18 protein-coding genes and 2 pseudogenes are annotated in these 18,918 nt (G+C 68.4%); 12 read left to right on the top strand and 8 right to left on the bottom strand.

Annotated features, from left to right (window positions below):
* Window positions 1-6 precede the first annotated feature (6 nt).
* The gene (locus tag ACFYPA_RS00185; protein ID WP_359080365.1) at window positions 7-552 is read left to right on the top strand and encodes a ferredoxin; all 546 of its coding nucleotides are present in this window, start codon (window positions 7-9) and stop codon (window positions 550-552) included.
* Between the two features lie 350 nt (window positions 553-902).
* On the opposite strand, the gene ACFYPA_RS00180 is transcribed toward ACFYPA_RS00185, so the two are convergent.
* Window positions 903-1,433, bottom strand: coding sequence for a hypothetical protein (locus ACFYPA_RS00180; RefSeq protein ID WP_359080366.1), 531 nt, complete (start codon window positions 1,431-1,433; stop codon window positions 903-905).
* A gap of 252 nt (window positions 1,434-1,685) precedes the next feature.
* Between ACFYPA_RS00180 and ACFYPA_RS00175 the strand changes: the two genes are divergently transcribed.
* Entirely contained in the window at window positions 1,686-2,318 is a 633-nt protein-coding gene (locus ACFYPA_RS00175; RefSeq protein WP_359080367.1) for a DUF2461 family protein, read from the top strand.
* A 229-nt stretch (window positions 2,319-2,547) separates the two neighbouring features.
* On the opposite strand, the gene ACFYPA_RS00170 is transcribed toward ACFYPA_RS00175, so the two are convergent.
* The gene (locus ACFYPA_RS00170) at window positions 2,548-3,987 is read right to left on the bottom strand and encodes a beta-propeller fold lactonase family protein (protein ID WP_359080369.1); all 1,440 of its coding nucleotides are present in this window, start codon (window positions 3,985-3,987) and stop codon (window positions 2,548-2,550) included.
* 753 nt (window positions 3,988-4,740) lie between these two features.
* Between ACFYPA_RS00170 and ACFYPA_RS00165 the strand changes: the two genes are divergently transcribed.
* Window positions 4,741-5,256, top strand: a complete 516-nt coding sequence (locus tag ACFYPA_RS00165) for a hypothetical protein (RefSeq protein WP_359080371.1) — start codon at window positions 4,741-4,743, stop codon at window positions 5,254-5,256.
* Window positions 5,257-5,786: 530 nt separating this feature from the next.
* Here ACFYPA_RS00165 and ACFYPA_RS00160 read toward each other — a convergent pair.
* Complete coding sequence (locus ACFYPA_RS00160) at window positions 5,787-6,548, bottom strand: ZIP family zinc transporter (RefSeq protein ID WP_359080373.1); 762 nt, start codon at window positions 6,546-6,548, stop codon at window positions 5,787-5,789.
* Window positions 6,549-6,856: 308 nt separating this feature from the next.
* On the opposite strand from ACFYPA_RS00160, the pseudogene ACFYPA_RS00155 reads away from it, so the two are divergent.
* A pseudogene (locus ACFYPA_RS00155) lies at window positions 6,857-7,576 on the top strand (ISL3 family transposase); the annotation flags it as partial.
* A 238-nt stretch (window positions 7,577-7,814) separates the two neighbouring features.
* Window positions 7,815-8,447: a transposase gene (locus ACFYPA_RS00150; RefSeq protein WP_389129270.1), complete on the top strand. Its 633-nt coding sequence runs from the start codon at window positions 7,815-7,817 to the stop codon at window positions 8,445-8,447.
* A gap of 8 nt (window positions 8,448-8,455) precedes the next feature.
* Here the strand turns inward: ACFYPA_RS00150 and ACFYPA_RS00145 are convergent, their stop codons facing one another.
* Window positions 8,456-8,950 (bottom strand): hypothetical protein, encoded by a 495-nt coding sequence (locus tag ACFYPA_RS00145; protein ID WP_359080375.1) that lies wholly within the window; start codon window positions 8,948-8,950, stop codon window positions 8,456-8,458.
* A 223-nt stretch (window positions 8,951-9,173) separates the two neighbouring features.
* On the opposite strand from ACFYPA_RS00145, the pseudogene ACFYPA_RS00140 reads away from it, so the two are divergent.
* Window positions 9,174-9,473: pseudogene (locus ACFYPA_RS00140) on the top strand (hypothetical protein); the annotation flags it as partial.
* Window positions 9,474-9,634: 161 nt separating this feature from the next.
* Here ACFYPA_RS00140 and ACFYPA_RS00135 read toward each other — a convergent pair.
* The gene (locus ACFYPA_RS00135) at window positions 9,635-10,321 is read right to left on the bottom strand and encodes a TetR family transcriptional regulator (protein ID WP_359080504.1); all 687 of its coding nucleotides are present in this window, start codon (window positions 10,319-10,321) and stop codon (window positions 9,635-9,637) included.
* A 148-nt stretch (window positions 10,322-10,469) separates the two neighbouring features.
* Here ACFYPA_RS00135 and ACFYPA_RS00130 point away from each other — a divergent pair, with 148 nt between their 5' ends.
* Window positions 10,470-11,321, top strand: coding sequence for a patatin-like phospholipase family protein (locus tag ACFYPA_RS00130; RefSeq protein WP_359080378.1), 852 nt, complete (start codon window positions 10,470-10,472; stop codon window positions 11,319-11,321).
* 34 nt (window positions 11,322-11,355) lie between these two features.
* Window positions 11,356-12,537, top strand: coding sequence for a cytochrome P450 (locus tag ACFYPA_RS00125; RefSeq protein WP_359080380.1), 1,182 nt, complete (start codon window positions 11,356-11,358; stop codon window positions 12,535-12,537).
* 1,036 nt (window positions 12,538-13,573) lie between these two features.
* On the opposite strand, the gene ACFYPA_RS00120 is transcribed toward ACFYPA_RS00125, so the two are convergent.
* Window positions 13,574-13,867, bottom strand: coding sequence for a hypothetical protein (locus ACFYPA_RS00120; RefSeq protein ID WP_359080382.1), 294 nt, complete (start codon window positions 13,865-13,867; stop codon window positions 13,574-13,576).
* 681 nt (window positions 13,868-14,548) lie between these two features.
* Between ACFYPA_RS00120 and ACFYPA_RS00115 the strand changes: the two genes are divergently transcribed.
* Window positions 14,549-14,878 (top strand): hypothetical protein, encoded by a 330-nt coding sequence (locus tag ACFYPA_RS00115; protein WP_359080384.1) that lies wholly within the window; start codon window positions 14,549-14,551, stop codon window positions 14,876-14,878.
* Between the two features lie 402 nt (window positions 14,879-15,280).
* Here ACFYPA_RS00115 and ACFYPA_RS00110 read toward each other — a convergent pair whose 3' ends face one another.
* Window positions 15,281-15,535: a hypothetical protein gene (locus ACFYPA_RS00110; RefSeq protein ID WP_359080386.1), complete on the bottom strand. Its 255-nt coding sequence runs from the start codon at window positions 15,533-15,535 to the stop codon at window positions 15,281-15,283.
* Between the two features lie 326 nt (window positions 15,536-15,861).
* On the opposite strand from ACFYPA_RS00110, the gene ACFYPA_RS00105 reads away from it, so the two are divergent.
* From ACFYPA_RS00105 to ACFYPA_RS00095, 3 genes are read left to right on the top strand one after another with little or no spacing between them, the layout of a single operon-like run.
* Window positions 15,862-16,665 carry an alpha/beta hydrolase gene (locus tag ACFYPA_RS00105; protein ID WP_359080388.1) on the top strand — a complete coding sequence of 268 codons (804 nt, stop codon included), beginning with the start codon at window positions 15,862-15,864 and terminating at the stop codon, window positions 16,663-16,665.
* A complete protein-coding gene (locus ACFYPA_RS00100; protein ID WP_389128412.1) occupies window positions 16,662-17,954 on the top strand; it encodes a PP2C family protein-serine/threonine phosphatase in 1,293 nt (430 codons plus the stop codon). Before ACFYPA_RS00105 ends, ACFYPA_RS00100 begins: the two co-directional genes overlap by 4 nt.
* A 1-nt stretch (window position 17,955) precedes the next feature.
* A complete protein-coding gene (locus ACFYPA_RS00095) occupies window positions 17,956-18,309 on the top strand; it encodes an STAS domain-containing protein (RefSeq protein ID WP_359080389.1) in 354 nt (117 codons plus the stop codon).
* Between the two features lie 198 nt (window positions 18,310-18,507).
* Here ACFYPA_RS00095 and ACFYPA_RS00090 read toward each other — a convergent pair whose 3' ends face one another.
* The gene (locus ACFYPA_RS00090) at window positions 18,508-18,663 is read right to left on the bottom strand and encodes a hypothetical protein (RefSeq protein ID WP_359080391.1); all 156 of its coding nucleotides are present in this window, start codon (window positions 18,661-18,663) and stop codon (window positions 18,508-18,510) included.
* Between the last annotated feature and the right edge of the window lie 255 nt (window positions 18,664-18,918).

Genomic DNA, 18,918 nt, shown 5'->3' with positions numbered 1-18,918 from the left:
GCCTTCATGACGCTCTACTTCGACGCGGCGGCGGCCCTGTTCCATGTGTACCCGAGCTGCAACGGTCGCTGGGAGGACCGCCTGTGGCTCAACGTCCCGGGGCCGGTGTACGGCGCCGAGACGGATAACTGCGCGACAGGTCGACTCGAAGCCCCGCGTCACATCCACTACGGCGGTCAGTACTTCACCGAGTACGTATACCGCCAGCCGCGCACACCGGGCGAGGTGAGGGACGTACTCAGTGCCATCGAGGCGGATCCCATGGACGGCTATGCCTGGGACGGAGACCAGCGGTGGACACCGGAGTTGGTCCGGGAGTGGTGGCGGGACCGGGAGCGGATCCTGGAGTACCTGAGAGACCAGGTGCAGGAGTGGGAGCGGTACGACCGGTGGATCCCGAACCAACGAGCAGTGGAGGGTGCCCTGGACTTCGCGGCATACATCGCCGGCGGCGCTGACTCCGGAAGCCTGGAGACGGACCTGCGGATCTACATCTACTGGCTGCAGGAACGCCGCTCTCCCACCCCGGCCGACCAACTGCCCGAGCTCTAGACCGATATACCCCGACTTACCTGAGACAGGACAGCAGCACGACACCCTCACATGACTCCGTAGCCACCACAGGTCGGACGACGGGACCCGAGACCACGGCAACGAGAGGTGAGGCAGAGCCGTGGTCATCCGCCCAATCGAACGCAAACACCACGCTGCATGGCTGTCCCCAGAATCTGTGCCGGAACCTGAAACTCATCGACAAACGCTGCCGTTGAAAGAGAACGAAGCCACACGGCGAACAACGTGGGCGCACCCCAACCGACGCCCACCACTCATTACGCAAACACCGGTGCGGTACTAAGGGGCAGTCGGCCGCCCGTCGCGGCTCCGCTGCCGGCGATCGGGCTTCAATCGGTGATGTACCAATTGCCCTTTTGGTACTCCAAGGTGCTGCTGCCGAGCTCGCTCTCGGAGAACGTGACGGAGGCCCTGATCGCGTCGGTCGGGATCTCGACCTGGGCGGGGGTCACCGCATCGACGCGCTTCGGGTCCACCGTGGCGGTTCGCAGGGCCTTCTTCTGCGCAGGCGAGATCATCTGGAACGTGACGACGAACGTCGACGTGCACGGGCCGAACCCCTGGTCCTCTGCCTGCTTCGCGGCCGGCCCCGCCACTTCGCATACGGTGTTGATGTCCTCACGACCCACAGCATGGAGGTACTGCTCGTACCGTTGGATCGCGCCCTCCTTCGTTCGGGGTGCGGACTTGCCGCCGGTCGGCTCAGCCGACGGCGTCTCGGTCCGAGGCGACGCCGATGGTTCTTCGGGCCGCACCGATGGGGACGCCTGCGAGGGCTTCGCGGCCGTGGACGTGTTCTCTTGCGATTTCTCCGGACCGCACCCGCACGCTCCCAGCACTACACACGTCGATACCGCCACGCTGACCAGCGTCCGAACTCGCATCCAGGCCCCTCAATAACATTCGGCGACATAGGAGCTGACGCAGGGCTTGGGGGAACAGTTCCCGAGCTCGTCCGGACGCGGCGCAAGCCGATTTCGAAGCGCCGGGCCTCAGTGGGCGAACGCCTCGGGTCAGGTGCAGTGGCACATCGCTCCCTGCACCTTCGTCGGCTTGTCACTCGCCCGACTCACGTTGGGCTCGCGGATCGTGGGGTGCGCTATTCTCCGCGCATGCGTGAACAGTTCACCGGCTGGCCGGAACAGGCCATGGACGTGCTGTGGCAACTCCAGGGCGAACCGACGCACGCGACTCGCGAGCGCTACCGCGCAGAACGTGAACGTCTGATCCGGCAGCCGATGATCGCCCTGCTCAACGAGGTCGCAGATGCGGACTCCCGGTACGAGGACTTCTCGGTCTGGCACTACCGCACCAACTCCTGGTGGTGGCAGCATCAGAGCGCGGTGATCCGGCTCGGCCGCAAGATCGAGATCAGTCTCCTGTTCTCGCTGGACGGCTTGCGGGTCCAGGGCGCCTGGTGGTACCCCGATCCCGGCCAGGTGGATATGTTCCGCAGAGCCGTGGCCTCCGAGAGGAGCGGCCACGAACTGTCCGCGATCGTCGAGGACGTGCGGAAGAAGGGCTATGACATCTCCGGGGACGTGATGAGACGCCCGCCGCGCGGCTATCCGGCGGACCACCCCCGTACGAACCTGCTGCGCCACCGTTCGCTGATCGCCGCTCGCCCCCTCGGCTGCGAGGATTGGCTGCACACCCCCGAGGCGGTCGACCGGGTTCTCTCGGCCGCCTCCGACCTGGACACTCTGCTGATGTGGCTGGTCCGCCACGTCAAGCCTGTCGCCTGATGTCATCTCGAACCGGGGCGTTCAGTCACCATTGCCGGTAAGCGGACCTGGAGAACGACGCCGATCGTGCGGCGATCCGCCGCCTGGCTGCCGAGGGGCTTGACGTCGGGTCGAGCGGCTGCTGGGTTCGGTGGAAGGCGCCTCGAAGTACATGTCCCTTCCCGCCAGGGCGCCATCCGGCCGCAATTTTCCCTCCTGAGCTTGCGCATACGTCCGTTCGGTCTCGGCGTCAGCAGATGGCCAGCAGGATGGAGATCACCGTGCAGGACGCCGACGAGGCGTCGTTGGCAGGGTTGGGGTCGAGCGGGGACGACGTCGTACGCGCGGCCTTGACCGTGACCTGGCCGAGGCTGAGCAGCTTCAGCGGGACCCTGAAACTCGCGGTGGCGGCGGCGTCGCCGGCGAGTTCCGCGAAGGTGCAGACGATGGTGTTGCCCGTCGTCGTGCAGCCGGGCGAGAGCCCGGTTGCCGTGGTGCCGGCGGGCAGGGTCGCGGTGACCTTGACCGAAGTGGCTGTAGCCGGGCCGGCGTTGCGCGCCGTCAGTGTGTAGCCGATGGAGGCCGGGAGCAGCACGTTGGCCTTGGCCTTCAGACCGACGGCGAGGTCGGCCTGCGCGGGACGTACGACCCCTGATGTGACACCGAGGAGCGTGGTACCGAGACCGATACTGGAGGTCACCGAGTTGTCGGCCATGTCGATCAACGACACGTTGCCGCTGTCGCTGTTGGTGACATAGAGGTGGTCACCGCCCGGCGGTAGCGAGATCTCCCACGGGTGGGTTCCGACGCCGACGGTGTCGGACACCGTGTTTGTCGCTGTGTCGATGACCGACACGCTGTTGCTGAAGTAGTTGGCGACGTACGCACGCGAGCCGTCGGGGGTCACCATCACCCCGTGCGGGCTGTAGCCGACGCCGATGGCTGCGGTCACCGTGTTGGTGGCCGTGGCGATCACGTACACGCTGTCGTTGCCCGCGCTGGTGACGTAGGCGTGTGAGCCGTCCGGGGTGAACGCGACCGCGAGCGCGCTGCCGCCGACGCCGATGGTGGCCGCGACGGTGTCGGTCGCGGTGTCGATCACCGACACGGTACTGCCGGAGTTGGTGACGTAGACGCGCGACCCGTCGGGTGACACGGCTAGACCGCGGGGGTTTCCGCTGACGGAGATGGTGGACGACACCGTGTCGGTGGCCGTGTCGATCACCGACACACTGGCGCTGCCGGAGTTGGCGACGTAGACGCGGGACCCGTCCGGGGTCACCCCCAACTCCTCCTGGTAGGTACCGGCGTCGACGGTTGCGGTCACCGCGTTGGTGGTGGTGTCGATCACGGAGAGCGTGTCGGTGCTGTAGTTGGTGACGTACGCGCGGGTGCCGTCCGGGGCGAGGGCGACGGAGCGGGGGTTGCCGCCGACATCGATGCTAGCGGCCGCCGTGTTGGTGGCGGTGTCGACAACGGTCACGGTGCCGTTGCCGTAACCGGCGATGAAGGCATACGTCCCCGGCGGTACCGCCACCGCCGGCCCCGATGGCACCGCGACCACCGCGACGGCCGCCAGCGCCAGTGACGACAGCACGCTGATCGCGCGCCGCTTCCACCGTCCTCCGGTCGGCACCGCTCTGATGGGTCTGCCGTCGGCGATCCGCTCGTGCTCACATCGCTGATGCATGGAAATCGTTTCCCCCTGATGCGCCGGACGCCGTCGAGACACGAACGGACCCCGGTCGATAACGAGTTGACTATCCCTGACTGAGGCGAGGTGTCGGTCGGGCGCGGTGATGCCTCACGCGAAACGGAAATCCGGCGTGGTCGCCCCTCACGTCACGTTCTCGCGGCCTTCGCGCTCGACGAGGGGCGATGTCTGTTCACTGAGCAGGCTACGTAACGCGGTGTGGCGCGTACAGACGGGTGCAGGGTGTGGTGGATGCGCGCGGGGAGCGCACGCGGGGTGTGCGCCGGAGCGCGTCAGGCCGCAGGTGAATTCGGTTAGCGGTGACGGGATGCGGTTGAGCGTGCGTTCAGCCAGCCACGGGCCCGGGCGCATGGTCAGGGCGGCGGTCCGGCCGACGATGTAGCGGCTGCGCGGCCTGCGGGCCGTTGTGGCCGTCGGCGGTCAGCCCGTACGGTGCCGGTGGCCATCAGCACCCAGCGGGTGCACATCGCTGCTCAGATGGCCCGGGGCAGGGGTACGTAGCGTGGTCGACGTGCTGGCGCGCGTCCGCTCAGCGTGCCTGAGCCGCCGAAGAACGGGAAGGGCGTCGCACGTCGGCCCTCGTCCGGCATTGCTGGGAGTGGGGGCATTGCGCGTTCCTGCGTTCCGGTGAATTGCGGGCATCGGGCGATCCGTACTGCTTCCGAAGACCGTTACCCGGGGGGTGCGAGTGCGCCCGGGCAGACGAGAAGCAAGGGTGTGAGGCAGCCGATGGCTGACATGGATCGCAGGAGCATTCTGCAGTTGACTTCCGCGGCGACTATCGCCGGGGGACTGGTGGTCGGAGCGGGTGGCGCCGCCCACGCGGCGCGCAAGGCTGCCCGCCAGATCAGCATGAAGGGGACGCGCACGGGCGCCAACATTCCGGACGTGCTCACGGTCGGCCTCCCGTACTTCGTCCGGTACGACCTGACGGACGCCGAGGGGCGCAACGTGGGGACAGAGAACGCGCACTGTCTGCCCGTCACTGTGGATCCGGACGGCGCGTTCGTCATGGCGACACTGGTTCTGAGCCTCGAGGACGGCATGATCACAGCTGCCACCGCCTTCCAGCGGCCGCTTCCTGCCGTGACTGAGCTGCTGGCCAACTCGCGTCAGTGGTCGCATGTTTTCGCGATCACTGGAGGCACCGGGAGCTATGAGGGTGCGGAGGGTTCGGTCACGATCGAGCATCTCACTCGCGACGAGGACGCGCTGACTGTCGCCGTGACCGACGCGTCCCTGTAACCGACCGACCGACTGCTGGACGCAGCTTGCGACCTCGGCTGGCCTGCGACCGTACGGGTGGGCTCCCCGGCCTACCGAGTCCATCCGTACCTCGCAGAGTCAAGCGCTGGGAACCGGAAGGACGCCCGTATCAAGAGCAGTGCCCCGCAGCTCCCTGACTGGGTACGTGCCTCGAAGTGGACCGGCGCCAACGGCCTCTGTCGGACGGCGGCATTTGTGCACCGCCGAGCTCAGATCATGCATGGTTGCCGGGTCTCGCACCGCGAAACCACGGGCCTCCAGACGGTCGGCCGTCAGCTGTGTTCGCGGGGGAGCGTGTGCATCCTGAACGTCCCGCGGGCGATGTCCGTGCTGCGCATCCTGGAGACCGAAGTCGCCGGCTCCGCTCCAGAGCCGGCCCGGGCCCCCTGGGGGATGCACCGCCTGCAGTGCCATCCTGCGTCGGCACCGAGTGGGCAAGCCTCGGACGCGACCCGTGCATCACTTACCACGCAGCTCCCCGGCACGTTCCAGGCGCTTGACCGCAGCTATCAAGCGTGGGAGAGGGCGAAGGAGACCAGGAAGCCGCTCACTGTGATGAGTCCGATAGCCAGGTGAGTGTCCTCGAACGCCTCGGGAATCATCGTGTCGGCGATCATGGCGAGGATCGCTCCCGCCGCTAGTGCGGTCACCGCGGCGATCACGGACGGAGAGAAGGAACCGACCACCGTGTATCCAAGGACGGCCGACACCGTGCTGGCTGCTGCGATCGCCGCCCAGACACCGAAGACATACCCCTTGGTGCGGCCCGCCTTCTTCATTCCCGCCGAACTGGACAGCCCCTCGGGCACGTTGCTGATGAACACCGCAGCCACCGTCACGAGGCTGACCGTACCGCCGTCGAGAAGACCGACGCCGATCACCGCGGACTCCGGCACCCCATCGAGCAGGGCACCGAGCGCGAGTGCCATCCCGGACCCGCCCTGCTCTGCCTCCGAGGGCTGCGCCTCTCCCCGCTGATGACCGGAGCGCTTGCGATGCCGGGCGCCCCGGCGGGCCAGCCACACATTGCCCCCTGTGTACGCCAGGGCGCCGATGAGGGTGCCGACGGCCGCAGGAGCAAGTCCCGCCTGCTCGTACGCTTTCCCGACCAGTTCGAAGGACACCGCTGAGATCAGCACCCCGGCCCCGAAGGCCATCACGGTCGCGATCACCTTGCGCGGCACCCGTAGCCCGTACCCCAGCGCAGCACCGAGCAGCAGTGCCGATCCCGCCGCCAGTCCCCACAGCCCAGCTTCTACCACTTCAGCCATGCCGCCCCGCCTACCCGCTATGTATGTGGATCAACGGGGTGGCCGGCGGGTGTGTGGACGGCGCTGAGCCTCGTACCGCAGGGAAGGAGAGAGCGACACAGGCACCGGGACCTGGTCATACCTGTTCTGCTTGTACTCATTGATCAGCGGGAGGCCCTGGCAAGAACCCCAGTGCCTCCCGAACTCGGGTTCTGGTCCACCTTCTGTGGTGTGCATACTCCCTGTGACTGTTGATCTTGCCGGTAGATCTCGCGAGATCGTCTGGAAACTGCCGGTGCCGACAACGTTCGGGCTGATGGTTCTGGGCTGTGCGCGAGGAACTGCTCCGGCTGGAAGAGCTGCTCTTCCTGGCGGATCCGGGGATCAGGGTGGAGTCGGTGCTGGACGATGGCGAGGTGATTCGGGTCGGTGTCAGATGCCGGACGGCTGGGGCTCGGTGCCCGGGTTGTGGGAGCTGGTCGGGGCGGGTGCACGGCTCCTACCTGCGGTTTCCAGCTGACCTCCCCGTGGCCGGACGGCGGGTGGTGCTGCGGCTTCGTGTCCGGCGCTTCACGTGCGAAGACGTCTCCTGCGGTCGGCGGACGTTCGTCGAGCAGGTTGAGGGCCTGACCCGGCGGTACAGCCAACGGACCGAACGAATGCGATCGGTGCTGGCCGAGGTCGGCCTCGCCCTAGCCGGTCGTGCCGGTGCCCGGCTGTCGGAGGTCTTCGGAGCGAGGGTCAGCCGGAATACGGTCCTGAGGTTGGTCGACGCTCTTCCCGAGCCCCAGCCACAGGTGCCGCGGGTGGTCGGCGTCGACGAGTACGCGGTGCGAAAGGGCCGCGTCTACGGGACTGTGCTGGTCGACGTCGAGACGCGCAGGCCAATTGACCTGCTGCCGGATCGTGAGGCGGGCACTGTGGCGGCCTGGCTGGCCGAACGCCCGGGGATCGAGGTCGTCTGCCGTGACCGTGCTCCATTCTTCGCCGAGGGGGCCAGGATCGGGGCGCCCACTGCGGTCCAGGTCGCCGACCGGTTCCACCTGTGGCGCAACCTCGGCGAAGCGACTGAGCGGTGTGTCTCCCGCCACCGCCCGTGCCTCCGTGCGACCTTCGTGGAGTCGGTGCCGGAGAAGGCGCCGGCCCCGGCCGAGAGCAGGTCACCATGGCCGACCGGGCACCGTTTCGCCGATCGCACCCGGGCCAAGCACGCCACCGTCCACGCGCTGCTGGTTGCCGGCTACAGCCGACGCTCGATCCAGCGCCAGCTCGGCATGACCTACCGAACTGTCCAACGGCTGGCCGACGCCGCCAGGCCGGAAGACTTGTTCCAGGGGCAGTGGCAGAACCGCCCGACCAAGCTCGACGACTTCAAGCCCTATCTGCACGAGCGATGGGCCGAAGGTTGTACGAACGCCTGGACTCTGGGAGGAGATCAAGGCTCACGGCTACACCGGCGGCTACGGAGCCGTCCGCGCCTACCTCCAGCCGTTCCGCACAACCCCGACCGCACCAGCAGCCCGCCCGCCGTCCCCACGCACGGTCACCAGCTGGATACTGACGCACCCCGATACCCTGCCGGAGAGCGAGCGCCTGAAGCTCAAAGCCGTCCTCGCCAGCTGCCCCGAACTGGATGCCCTCACAGGGCATGTCCGCGCGTTCGGGAAGATGCTCACCCAGCTCCAGGGCGACCAGCTCCCGCAATGGATCAAGGCGGTCCGCGCCGACGACCTGCCCAGCGTCCACTCCTTCGTCAACGGCCTCGAACGCGATCTCGCCGCCGTCACCGCCGGCCTCACACTGCCATGGAGCTCCGGCGTCGTCGAAGGTCACGTCAACCGGATCAAAATGATCAAGCGCCAGATGTACGGCCGGGCCGGTTTCGGCCTCTTGCGGAAGCGAGTCCTGCTGGCGTCCTGACGGGACAGTCACGAGCTCTGGAGTCGCTCCGCAGCCTGAGCAGGGGTGTCGTAGTAGCCAGGCCGTGCCAGCAGGACCGAGCTGAAGTGGTAGCCCTGTTCCTCCTGCGGCTCATCGTCGGCTGCGAACGGACGCCAGAAACTCAGCAGCAAGTCCGGGGCGGTGAATGAAGCATCGTCGTCAGGATCTTCTTCAATCGAGGTGAACTCGCCCATGCGCTGGACAACCTCGCGGGCCGGAAGCGCGAACACGTCCACACCCTGAAACAGCACTCGGTCCGTCTGGGACGACGGCATTCCCAACTCGATGGCTTCAAGCATGTCTCGCATGCAGTGGATGCTGATCATCAGCCCGCTGGGACGGAAGACGTGCTGCCCCGGCCGATCAGACTCCGAGACCGCAGAGAGATCGCGGAGCGAGTCCAGCGCCGTGTTGGCCGCGTTCCGAGTCATGCCGATCCGCAATGGGCCAACGCCGGTCGGTGGGGCGAGGTCGAAGTCCATGTGGGCATGATCCCAAACAGGTCTGTCAACGAGTCACGAAGGGCCATCCAGTCCCGGCAGGTCACAGAGCGTGAGAGCTCCACAAAAGTTGGACCAGAACCCGAACTCGTCAACATCACCCGACCGTGAGTTCTGGGCACCTCCCAAACCAACTGCTCGACCATGACGCTTTGCCGGACTCGACCAGGATTTCGGGCTTCAGGCCGGCGACGTACCATCCCAAACCGGTCGGCACTTCACTCCGCGGGTCGACCCCTACGGCCAGATTCCGGTCCGCACCAACCGCTACTCGGTCCCGATCCGGCTGATCGGCAAACGCGTGCGCGTCGACCTGCACGCTTCCCATCTGGTGATTTATGACCAGAACGCGGGGGCGGCCCGTCACGAGAGGCTGATCGCGAAGGGCGCCGTCCACTTGGATCTGGATCACTATTTGGAAGTCCCGCTCGGGATTGCGCAGTACGACCTCGGCACGATGTCCAAGCCCGGCTCCGGCAACCCCTTCGAGGGCCAACTGCTCTGACGAGCGGCTGGCCATCCCACGTTCGTGGACACGACAGTGCCGTCGCTCCTCATCGAGATCCGTGAGTCAGGTGATCACCAACTGTCTCCGGAACCGGTCGCCAAACGCTGTTCCTAGAGATCAACGAAGCCAGCCGGCAGACCCGCGCGGCGGGGCCCCCTTCACACGTCCTTCGAGCCCTGCGTGGGTTCCCGGTGCGGTCCCAGTTCCCTGAGGACGTCGCCGAGTTGGTCGGTGCTGAGGGCGGGGCCCGGCAGGGGGGCGGGGGCCGGGCGCAGGCCGTCCAGGAGCAAGGTGAGGGGGCGGTGCCAGGCGTCCGCGCTGGTCGCGGCCGTCAGGGCTGGGACAGCGCGGCCCAGAGCAGCCAGCGCGAACAGGACGTCCTCGGTGGTGACGTCAGCGCGGATCGCACCCTCGTTGCGCCCGCGCTCCAGCAGGAGTCCGATCGTTTCCCGGTTGTGCGCGTGCACGCCGTCCAGCGCCTCGATGCCCTCAATGTGTGTGGTCATGAGGTCGTTGGTGCCGCGGTCGGCGGCGAGCGCGTCGAAGACGACCCGGAGATAGCCGTTCAGGCCCGTCCAGGCGTCCGCGGCCGCCCGGGCCCGTTCGCCTGCCTCCGTAGTGCCGGTCAGCTGGTCTCGGAAAACTGCGTTGACGAGGGCGGCGCGGGTGGGGAAGTGGCGGTAGAGCGTCGCGTTTCCGACGCCGGCCCGACGGGCGATCACGTCCAGCGGCGCCTGCAGCCCCTGCTCCGTGAATACCTCGTGGGCCGCCTCCATCAGAAGCTGCCGGTTGCGGCGCGCGTCGCGTCGCTGCGGGGCCGTTGCGTCACCTGTACCGATGCTCATCATCCTCCGAAAGAAGTGGGGAGTCGCCCCCGGTACTGATGCTATCGTCAGACCGTGAAGCGGGGAGTACTCCCCACTTCACGGCGGGCATCGGGGCGGAAGCGCCACCCCCGACTACGTTCGGTTCGTTCATTTGGGAGGGCACAGCGTGAGCGGAAGCAGTGGTAAAGCCGCACTCGTACTCGGAGGTGGAGGCCCGGTCGGCGGCGCATGGCTGACGGGAGTGCTCGCCGGCCTCGTGGACGCGGGAATCGACCTCCACCGGGCCGACGTGATCATCGGCACCTCGGCGGGCGCGATCTTCGGTTCTCGTCTGGCTTGCGGCCAGCCGCCCCGCGAGCTGTACGAACGCCAGCTCAGCGGCGACGATCGCATCGATCTCGACGTGACCGCGACCCAGACGCTCCGCTTCCTCTGGGCGGCCCTCGGTTCCCGCGACCCGGAGCGCTCCGTACGACGCCTCGGCCGTGCCGCCCTGGCAGCGTCCACCGCTCCCGCGCCCGAGATGTACGACACCGTGCGGACCCTGCTGTGCGGGGCGACGGACTGGCCTGGGCGGACCCTGCGGATCGCCGCGGTCGACGCGGGGAGCGGAGAGGTGGGGACCTTCGACGCGGACACGAAGGCCGGCCTCGTCGACGCGGTAGCCGCGAGCTGTGCGGTGCCCCTGGTCTGGCCACCCGTCGCGCTCGACGGCCGGCGATGGATCGACGGCGGCAGCCGCTCCACCGCCAACCTTCAACTGGCTCGCGGATACGGCCGGGTGCTGGCCATCGCCCCCATCCCCAAGGCCGTCGGCCCACACCCCAGCGCCCAGCAGCAGGCAGTCGAACTAGCCGCCGAGGGGAGCGCCGTCTCCCTGTTGTGCCCCGAGCCCACCGATCGCCGCGCCATGGGCCGCGACATGACGGCGAACGCCCGCGTCCCCACCGCAGCCCGCGCCGGTTACGTTCGCGCCACGGCGCTGGCAGCCGGCGTAGCGGACGTATGGCACGGCTGATTCCCCGACCTATCCCTCACCGAAAGGCCACAGCGTGCAGGCGCCCACCCTGGAGGAACTGGCACCCCGCGGCCACGACCTGGCGAGAGACCCGTATCCCCTCTACGCGGCCCTGCGGGCCATGGGCCCTGTCCACCGCGTGCTCGTTCCGGGCAGCGGGGAGTGCTGGCTGGTCGTGACACGCGACACGGCCAGGGCCGCGCTCACCGACCCACGGCTGCGCAACGACATACAGCACTCCGCGTCCTGGCAGACCGACGGTGGCCACGCCCTGGGCCGCAACATGCTGCAGAGCGACCCGCCTCTCCACACCCGCCTGCGCGCCCTGGTGGCGGAGCACTTCACGTCGGGCCGGATCGCCGCCCTGCGGCCGGGGATCGAGACGGTCGCGGCGGAGCTGCTCGCCGCGCTGCCCCGGCAGGGGACCGCCGATTTGGTGAGAGGGTATGCGCTGCCCTTGCCCATCACGGTGATCTGCGACCTGCTGGGCGTTCCGGCGACGGACCGCTCCGCCTTCCACGACTGGTCGAACGAACTGGTAACGCCCACCTCGCCACAGGCGGCAGGTTCTGCGGCCGCCGACCTGGCCGGCTACCTCACAGATCTGACCGCCCGGAAGACCGCCGCCCCGGATGGCACCCTGCTCAGCGACCTTGCAGCCGACGCGGCCGGCCTCACCGCCGAGGAACTCCTCGGCATGGCCTTCCTGCTCCTGGTCGCAGGTCACGAGACGACGGTCAACCTGATCTCGGGAACAGTGCACGCCCTGCTCGCCAACCCTGAGCAACTGGCGCTGCTGCGCGCGGACGTGAGTCTGGTCCCCGCTGCCGTGGAAGAGGCCCTGCGATACAACTCCCCGGTCCACGCCTCGGCTTTCCGTTTCGCAGCCGAGCCCCTGGACCTCGCCGGCACTCGCATCCGCGCCGGTGAAGCGGTCCAGGTCTCCCTGGCCGCGGCTTCCCGCGACCCGCACCACTTCCCGGACCCCGACCGCTTCGACATCACGCGCCGCACCTCGGGCCACGCCGCCTTCGGCCACGGACTGCACCACTGCTTGGGCGCCCCACTGGCCCGCGCGGAAGCCGCGATCGCCCTTCGTCTGCTCCTGGAACGACGCCCGGCGATGACCTTCGCCACCGACCCGGCACACCTGAACTGGCGGACCGGCACCCTGCTCCGGGGGCTGACCGTACTGCCGGTCCATTTCCACTGCTGACGAGCTTGTGCACCGTAAGGGCGAGACGCCAAGCCCTGGTTCGGCGATCATGCCGCGTGGTGGGGGGCGCGACTCGCAGAGCGATCACCGGCGACCGGCGGACCGCCTGCACCAGCCCTGATGGGCGCCACCGAGCTCACCCGGCGATCCCAGCCGACCACTCTGCGCGACGCCTGACGGCCGCGGTTGCAGGGCGCGGATGTTCTTGGAGCCTGCCGTACTGTCGAGCACCGAACCAGCGCGCGGGGGAGTCACGGAGCAAACTCGACCGGCTGCTGCGTACCCGGGGGATGGCACGGCAGTTGCACGCCGCGGCTACGCCGATGCGGGCCACTGTCCCGGTGCCCTCCGCTGGTACGGCGACTGTTTCTGAGCGGCGTGGGTGCAGTAGAGCGGGGCCGGCGCCTGGCCGAGCGGGATCCTCAGCGACGTGTACCGGATAGAGGGCCGCAGCGTTCTTCGCGTCCGGAGCACCGCGGTGCTCCGTCCGGAGCACCGCGGTGCTGGGTCAGCCTCTCGAACCCGGCCGGCTCTCGCTGTGCGCGGCCCCGTGCGTGCACCATCCCCGGGGCCCATTCGCTCTGACGCATTTGTCCTCCCTGTGCGGCGGTCGCGCTTCCCGATCTGATGGCGGATGCCTGGCACGTGACGGAACACGGGAGAACTGGGAATCCTCACCCGGGCCCGGGCCCGGGTCCGGCCCGAACCCGCTGCCCGGCCGCGTACAGCAACGGCGGCGAAGAGTCTCCATGAAGGCAAGATATTGCGGGACCACGCGGGCGAGCCGTCGAGTGCCCCGCGCGCTGAATCGTTCCCTCTGTGCACGTGTCCCATAGCCGGCATGGCCTTGCGATTCAGCGACCGTCACACGGATCGTCGTCCGCAGGCACCGGCTTAGTGTCGGCCGCCAGGCAGGAGGAGTACACCGGCGGCGGCGTGGGCAGCGGCTCCGGTTCCGACGCCGTGCTCAAAGCGATGATCGCCCCGGCACCGACGACGGTTAGACCTGCCAACACGGTGCACCAGGTATTGCGGTTCACCGATTGCCGCCGAAGTGGCTGTGAAGCTCTTCAGCGCAGTCGTCCTCGGTGCCGGCCTGGACTCGCGACAAGGTCAGCACACCGTCGCCCTTGCCTTCCTGTTCGGTCTGGGCCAGCTGGATCTCGATGCCCGCGATGTACTCGGAGTACTCGGCGCTAACGGGCTTCTTGCGCTGCGGGGCCGGTGCCGAGGAGGCGCTCAGTTGGGCGGTGGCGGCGAGGCCGGCCACACACAGCACCGCCCACGCGGCAACCCATGCTCGGTTGTTCGTCCGTATCGGCTTCGGCATCCAGGCATCCTATGAGCATCGTGGCAGGCGGCGCGCCCGCCTCAGGACGCCGCCCATCCGGGGCAGCCACCACACCCTTACCCCACGCTCCTGGTGCTCCCGCTCGTTGCCGTCGGGCTACCCGAGGGCCGAAGTAGTGCGGCACCGCGATCATGCCGGAGCTGGCCGAGCTTGCCGCCATCCCTGATGCCGCGACGGACGAGTGCGACCGGGACAAGAAGCCACGCCGTGTCCTCCAGGCCGACGTGGCGGGGTCGGACATGGCCGCTATCACTTCGAGCAATTCCTACGGGAGGACACATCTGTTCCCTGGACTATCGAAGCCCCGGAGAAGACTCGTGAGCTTCACGTGATCGCGGCAGATCACGACGCCGTGACCCCTTGGGTCACGCGGGCCTTCGATTCATGCCGTAGCAAGGAGGGCCTTGGCCGAAACACATCGAACGCACCCGAGCCAAGATGAAACGCCTGGTCACAGGCCGAGCCCGACACGTAAGTAGCAGCGGCCAAGCCCGGAACGGACATCAGCTTACGAACCGCCCACTGAGGGCTGCCCAGTGTGGGGATGGGACCGGTCGGGAGGCCCTATGGGTTTCGTCTAGCCCACGTCGCAGCGCGCACCATCCAGGACCCCGACCTCGACGACGAGCGCACCCACCTCGCCCTGGTCACCGCTGCTGAATGCCGCCTGGGCGTCCTGGACCTGGGCTGTACCCCAGAGGCGACTGGGAGATCCCCCTGCCTCTGACCGCGACGCGCCTGACCAGCGAGGAGCTGGAGTACGACGAGATGCACGACGCGACCGACACGGTCACCGCCCGCACATGGGTCGACGCCTTCGACATCAGCGTCGCCAGCGGTCTGGTGCGGGACGGGTGGGAACGGGTGATCGGTCTGCTCCTGCGCAACGACTTCGCACCCGCACTGCGCAACAGCCCGCCCCACGCCGGCCGGGACTCCGTCTCCGAACCGGATGACCTCGCACACATGGAACCCTGTGCGGCTACTTGACCCCGGCCCGCGGTCACCTGCCCCGGTGCTGCGCCAGTCGTTCGTCCAGGGCTCGCTCGAAGGCGCCCTGATCGACGCGGAGCAGGACGCGCAGAAGGCGCTGGTCGGGACTCGCCGCGTGGGCGGCGTCCAGGGCGAGGGCCGGGTCCAGTCGCTCGTCCGTCGAGGGCTTGGTCAGCGTCGCCTGTGGCCAGTCTCCGTGCCGGGGTCGGGGAGAATCCAGCGCCTGGGAGTCTGCTGCCCCTGGGCGCGATCGCCTTGGCCGTACTCGCTGTGCAGGCACACGGCTGGGACCTGCAGACCAGGTCCGCCTATCTTCCGACCTCGCTGCTGAAGCCACCTACCCCTCTCGGCTGCTGACCCGGCCCGCCGAGCAGAACGACCGTTGCCAGGCCGCCGGGGTTACAGCAGGCCCACCTCCGCGTGCCCGGACCGGCGGACCATGTGCACCAGCGTCTCCCGCAGCAGGCTCTGGCGTTCTGCGCAGCCCATGGCCGGCTTCTCGGTGATGCTGACGGCCAGCTGCGACCTGCCGCCGCTGTCGTTGGCGCCGAGCTGCGCCAGGTCGGGCGAGTCCAGGGCGGGCAGGACGGCGCAGCCCGCTGTGGGCGCGCCGGTCGTCGACGGCCACGCGGTCCGGCGCGGCTGCTGTGACAACGGCGGAGGCGAGGGCGTCGCCGGTGCGGAAACGCGGTAGCGAGGCCAGGGTGCTCTGCCGACCTGTGCTGCCGAGCTCGACTGCAACACCGCGCCCCAGCTGCAGCACAGCTCGACTCCATGCAGACCGGGCTGGCTCGCCCGTGTGCCTGGACGTAGCCGACCCATCCTTTTCGTTGACCGGAACCCTCGAGCTGTTCACCTCAGCCGGGTACCGCCGGTACTGCGGCCGGCTGGGCCGGGCGCGCGCAGTGAGGGCACCCGGTTTCCTCACCAGAGCCGGGCGCCTCGTCAGGAAGTGTTGCGGACGATGCGAGACTGACCGGATGGATATTCGCCGCAGGAACAACGTCACGGTCACAGGCCGTGCAGACGGACCGGTTCTGCTGCTGGCGCACGGGTTCGGGTGTGACCAGAACATGTGGCGCCTGATCGTTCCCGCGCTGGCCCAGGAATATCGGGTCGTGCTCTTCGACTATGTGGGATCGGGCCGCTCTGTCCACAGCGCCTGGGACGAGAAGCGGTACAGCTCGCTGGCCGGCTACGCCGCGGATGTGCTGGAGATCTGCGAGGAGCTGGACCTGCGGGACATCAACTTTGTCGGGCATTCGGTCAGCGCCATGGTCGGCGTCCTCGCGGCCGCCAAGGCGCCGCAGCGGTTCTCCCGCCTGGTGATGGTGGCCCCCTCCCCCCGCTACATCGACGACGACGGCTACCGCGGCGGATTCAGCGCGGACGACATCGACGAGTTGTTGGAGTCCCTCGAGTCGAACTACCTCGGCTGGTCCGCGGCGATGGCCCCGGTGATCATGGGGAACGAAGACCGGCCCGAACTGGGCCAGGAGCTCACCGCCTCGTTCTGCGCGACCGACCCCGACATGGCGCGGGTCTTCGCCCGCACGACGTTCCTGTCCGACAGCCGCGCGGACCTGGGAACGGTCACCATGCCCACGCTGGTGCTGGAGTGCAGCCAGGACGTGATCGCCCCCCGTGAGGTCGGCGCCTACGTCCACGCCGCGATTCCCGGCAGCAACCTGGTCACGCTGGACGCGACGGGCCACTGCCCGCAGCTGAGCGCACCCGAGGCCACCACCGGGGCCATCACCGACTTCGTCGGAGCCGGCCGATGATGTGCCGCACCAACGAGGCCCACGACCCGGACGGAGAGCCAGACGTGGACGCCACGGATGCGGCGTTCACCTCGCTGCTGGAGCACAGCACCGAGGAGCTCTACGAGCAGGCCCCGTGCGGCTACCTGTCGACGATGATGGACGGCACCATCGCCAAGATCAACGCCACCCTGCTGGGGTGGCTGGGCCTGGAGCGGTCCCGGGTAGTGGGGCGTATGCGATTCACCGACCTCCTCACGGTGGGCGGCAAGCTCTACCACGAAACACACTTCGCCCCGATGCTGCAGATGAAAGGCGAGATCAACGGCATCGCCCTGGACATCAAGGCAGCCGGCGGGCAGCGGATGCCGGTGCTGGTCACCTCCAAGGTGAAGACCAGCGAGAGCGGCGAACCCATGCTCATACGCACCAGCGTCTTCGACGCCCACGACCGCCGCGCCTATGAGACCGAACTGCTCCGCAGCCGACAGGCGGCCGAGGAAGCACGACGGCAGGCCGAGTCCGACCGCGAACGCCTCCAGGAGGCCCTCGCCGTCCTCCAGCAGAACCTGCTCCCCGCCACGCTCCCCGACGTCCCCGGACTGGAAGCCGCCTCCTACTACCACACGGCCTCACCGGATCTTTTGGGCGGAGACTTCTACGACCTGTTCCCTCTGGATACTGAGCGGTGGGCGTTCTTTCTCGGCGACGTGTGCGGCAAAGGTCCCCAGGCAGCCGCGGTCACCTCCCTGACCCGCTACACCCTGCGCGCCGCGGCCCTGCACGATTCCGACCCGGTCAATGTACTGACTACGTTGAACACCGTGCTGCACGAGCGGTACACCAGCGGCGACACCCGCTACTGCACCGCAATATTCGGCGTCCTGCACCCGGGCAGCGATCATGTCGAAGTGCACCTGGCCTCCGGCGGCCATCCCTCCGCGCTGATCCAGCGCGCGGACGGCAGCGCCGACTACCTGGCCACCCCGGGCGGCATGCTCGTCGGCGTCCTGCCCAAGGCCGAGTTCGCCGATGCCCGCACCCAGCTGTACCCCGGGGACACGTTGCTCCTTTACACCGATGGTCTCACCGAGGCCCGCATCGGACCTGACCGCGCCCTCTACGGCGAGGACGCGCTGTACGCCTTCACCGCCGACCAGTCGGCCGAAGGTCCCCAGGCGCTGATCACCGCCCTGACAGGGCTCCTCGCCGGCTTCGGCGAAGGACTCGACGACGACACCGCGCTGCTTGCCCTCGGCGTCCCCGCTCCGCTGCCAACCCCCTTTCGACTCCCGCGGGTGAAGACCTGACATGAGCCCGCTGACGATCACTACCCGAGGCGCAGCCACCGGTCCCGTTCTGGAGGTGACGGGTGACCTCGACTACGCGACGGCTCCCGAGCTCCGCAAAGCGGTGGACCACCTCACCCTGGCCGACGGACAGTTGTTGGTCCTGGATCTGGCCAACCTCGGATTCTGCGACTCAAGCGGCATCACAATCCTGCTGGCCGCACGCAACCTCGCCGCCGAACAAGGCGCCACCCTCGCGCTTGCCGCGGCTCCCGACAACACCCTCCGCATCCTGCGGATCGTCGGCCTGGACCGCGTGTTCACTCTCCACCCCGACGCAAAGGCAGCCATCACCTCCAGCTCAACGGCCTGCTGAAGGGCCCGACGACTGCCTGCGTCCCTCGGCCTCACTTGGGCCATACCGGGGTAGCGCGGACCTCGCGCCGGCCAACGCGGCCTTCCGCGAGAACGCGGTGTGTTGGCTGCCCCGCCACCTTCGAGGAACCCCTCTACGTCGTGGACGACTTCGGGGCCGATCAGGGGTGGGGTTCGGTGGTGGAGCACCCCCCGCTTCCTACTGCGGATCACCGGTGAAGAAGCGGTGGACAAGGTCGGGTTCGCCCCGCAGGGCGTCGTCGTGGCGCGCGGACGTGGTGATGGCCCCTCCGAGCTCGCCAAGCTCGTGCTGAACGACTTCGGAACCGGGCGGGGCCGGACGAGCACGAAGCACCTGCGATTCCTCGCCGACGGCCCCCCGGCGTCGTCGGCCCGGGCGTGCATGCGGCCCGCGACCTCTACCGCCCCTTCAGGACTCGATGACCTGGCGTCGTCGATTGCTGGCGGCGTCCCAGCCGACGACGCGGCCCTCGATGAGGCTCTGAATATCGTCCACACTGCCGCCGCCTCTTCTGGAGATCTCCCCTTCCGTGGGGTCGGCCTACGGCGAGGTACGGGCCGCGCAGGAGGTCCCGGAAGTGGGGAGTGG

This window comes from Streptomyces sp. NPDC005775, from assembly GCF_042871565.1.
Taxonomy (GTDB): Bacteria; Actinomycetota; Actinomycetes; order Streptomycetales; family Streptomycetaceae; genus Streptomyces.
The sequence above is the reverse complement of the archived record's forward strand: the minus strand, read 5'-3'. Positions and strand labels throughout refer to the sequence as shown.

Coding starts and splice junctions, on each gene's coding strand:
- ACFYPA_RS00100 (WP_389128412.1), top strand. CDS start 16,662: ATGATGTGCCGCACCAACGAGGCCCACGACCCGGACGGAGAGCCAGAC.
- ACFYPA_RS00160 (WP_359080373.1), bottom strand. CDS start 6,548: ATGGCTGAAGTGGTAGAAGCTGGGCTGTGGGGACTGGCGGCGGGATCG.
- ACFYPA_RS00165 (WP_359080371.1), top strand. CDS start 4,741: ATGGCTGACATGGATCGCAGGAGCATTCTGCAGTTGACTTCCGCGGCG.
- ACFYPA_RS00115 (WP_359080384.1), top strand. CDS start 14,549: ATGCCGCCTGGGCGTCCTGGACCTGGGCTGTACCCCAGAGGCGACTGG.
- ACFYPA_RS00145 (WP_359080375.1), bottom strand. CDS start 8,950: ATGGACTTCGACCTCGCCCCACCGACCGGCGTTGGCCCATTGCGGATC.
- ACFYPA_RS00170 (WP_359080369.1), bottom strand. CDS start 3,987: ATGCATCAGCGATGTGAGCACGAGCGGATCGCCGACGGCAGACCCATC.
- ACFYPA_RS00120 (WP_359080382.1), bottom strand. CDS start 13,867: ATGCCGAAGCCGATACGGACGAACAACCGAGCATGGGTTGCCGCGTGG.
- ACFYPA_RS00095 (WP_359080389.1), top strand. CDS start 17,956: ATGAGCCCGCTGACGATCACTACCCGAGGCGCAGCCACCGGTCCCGTT.
- ACFYPA_RS00185 (WP_359080365.1), top strand. CDS start 7: ATGACGCTCTACTTCGACGCGGCGGCGGCCCTGTTCCATGTGTACCCG.
- ACFYPA_RS00135 (WP_359080504.1), bottom strand. CDS start 10,321: ATGAGCATCGGTACAGGTGACGCAACGGCCCCGCAGCGACGCGACGCG.
- ACFYPA_RS00105 (WP_359080388.1), top strand. CDS start 15,862: ATGGATATTCGCCGCAGGAACAACGTCACGGTCACAGGCCGTGCAGAC.
- ACFYPA_RS00175 (WP_359080367.1), top strand. CDS start 1,686: ATGCGTGAACAGTTCACCGGCTGGCCGGAACAGGCCATGGACGTGCTG.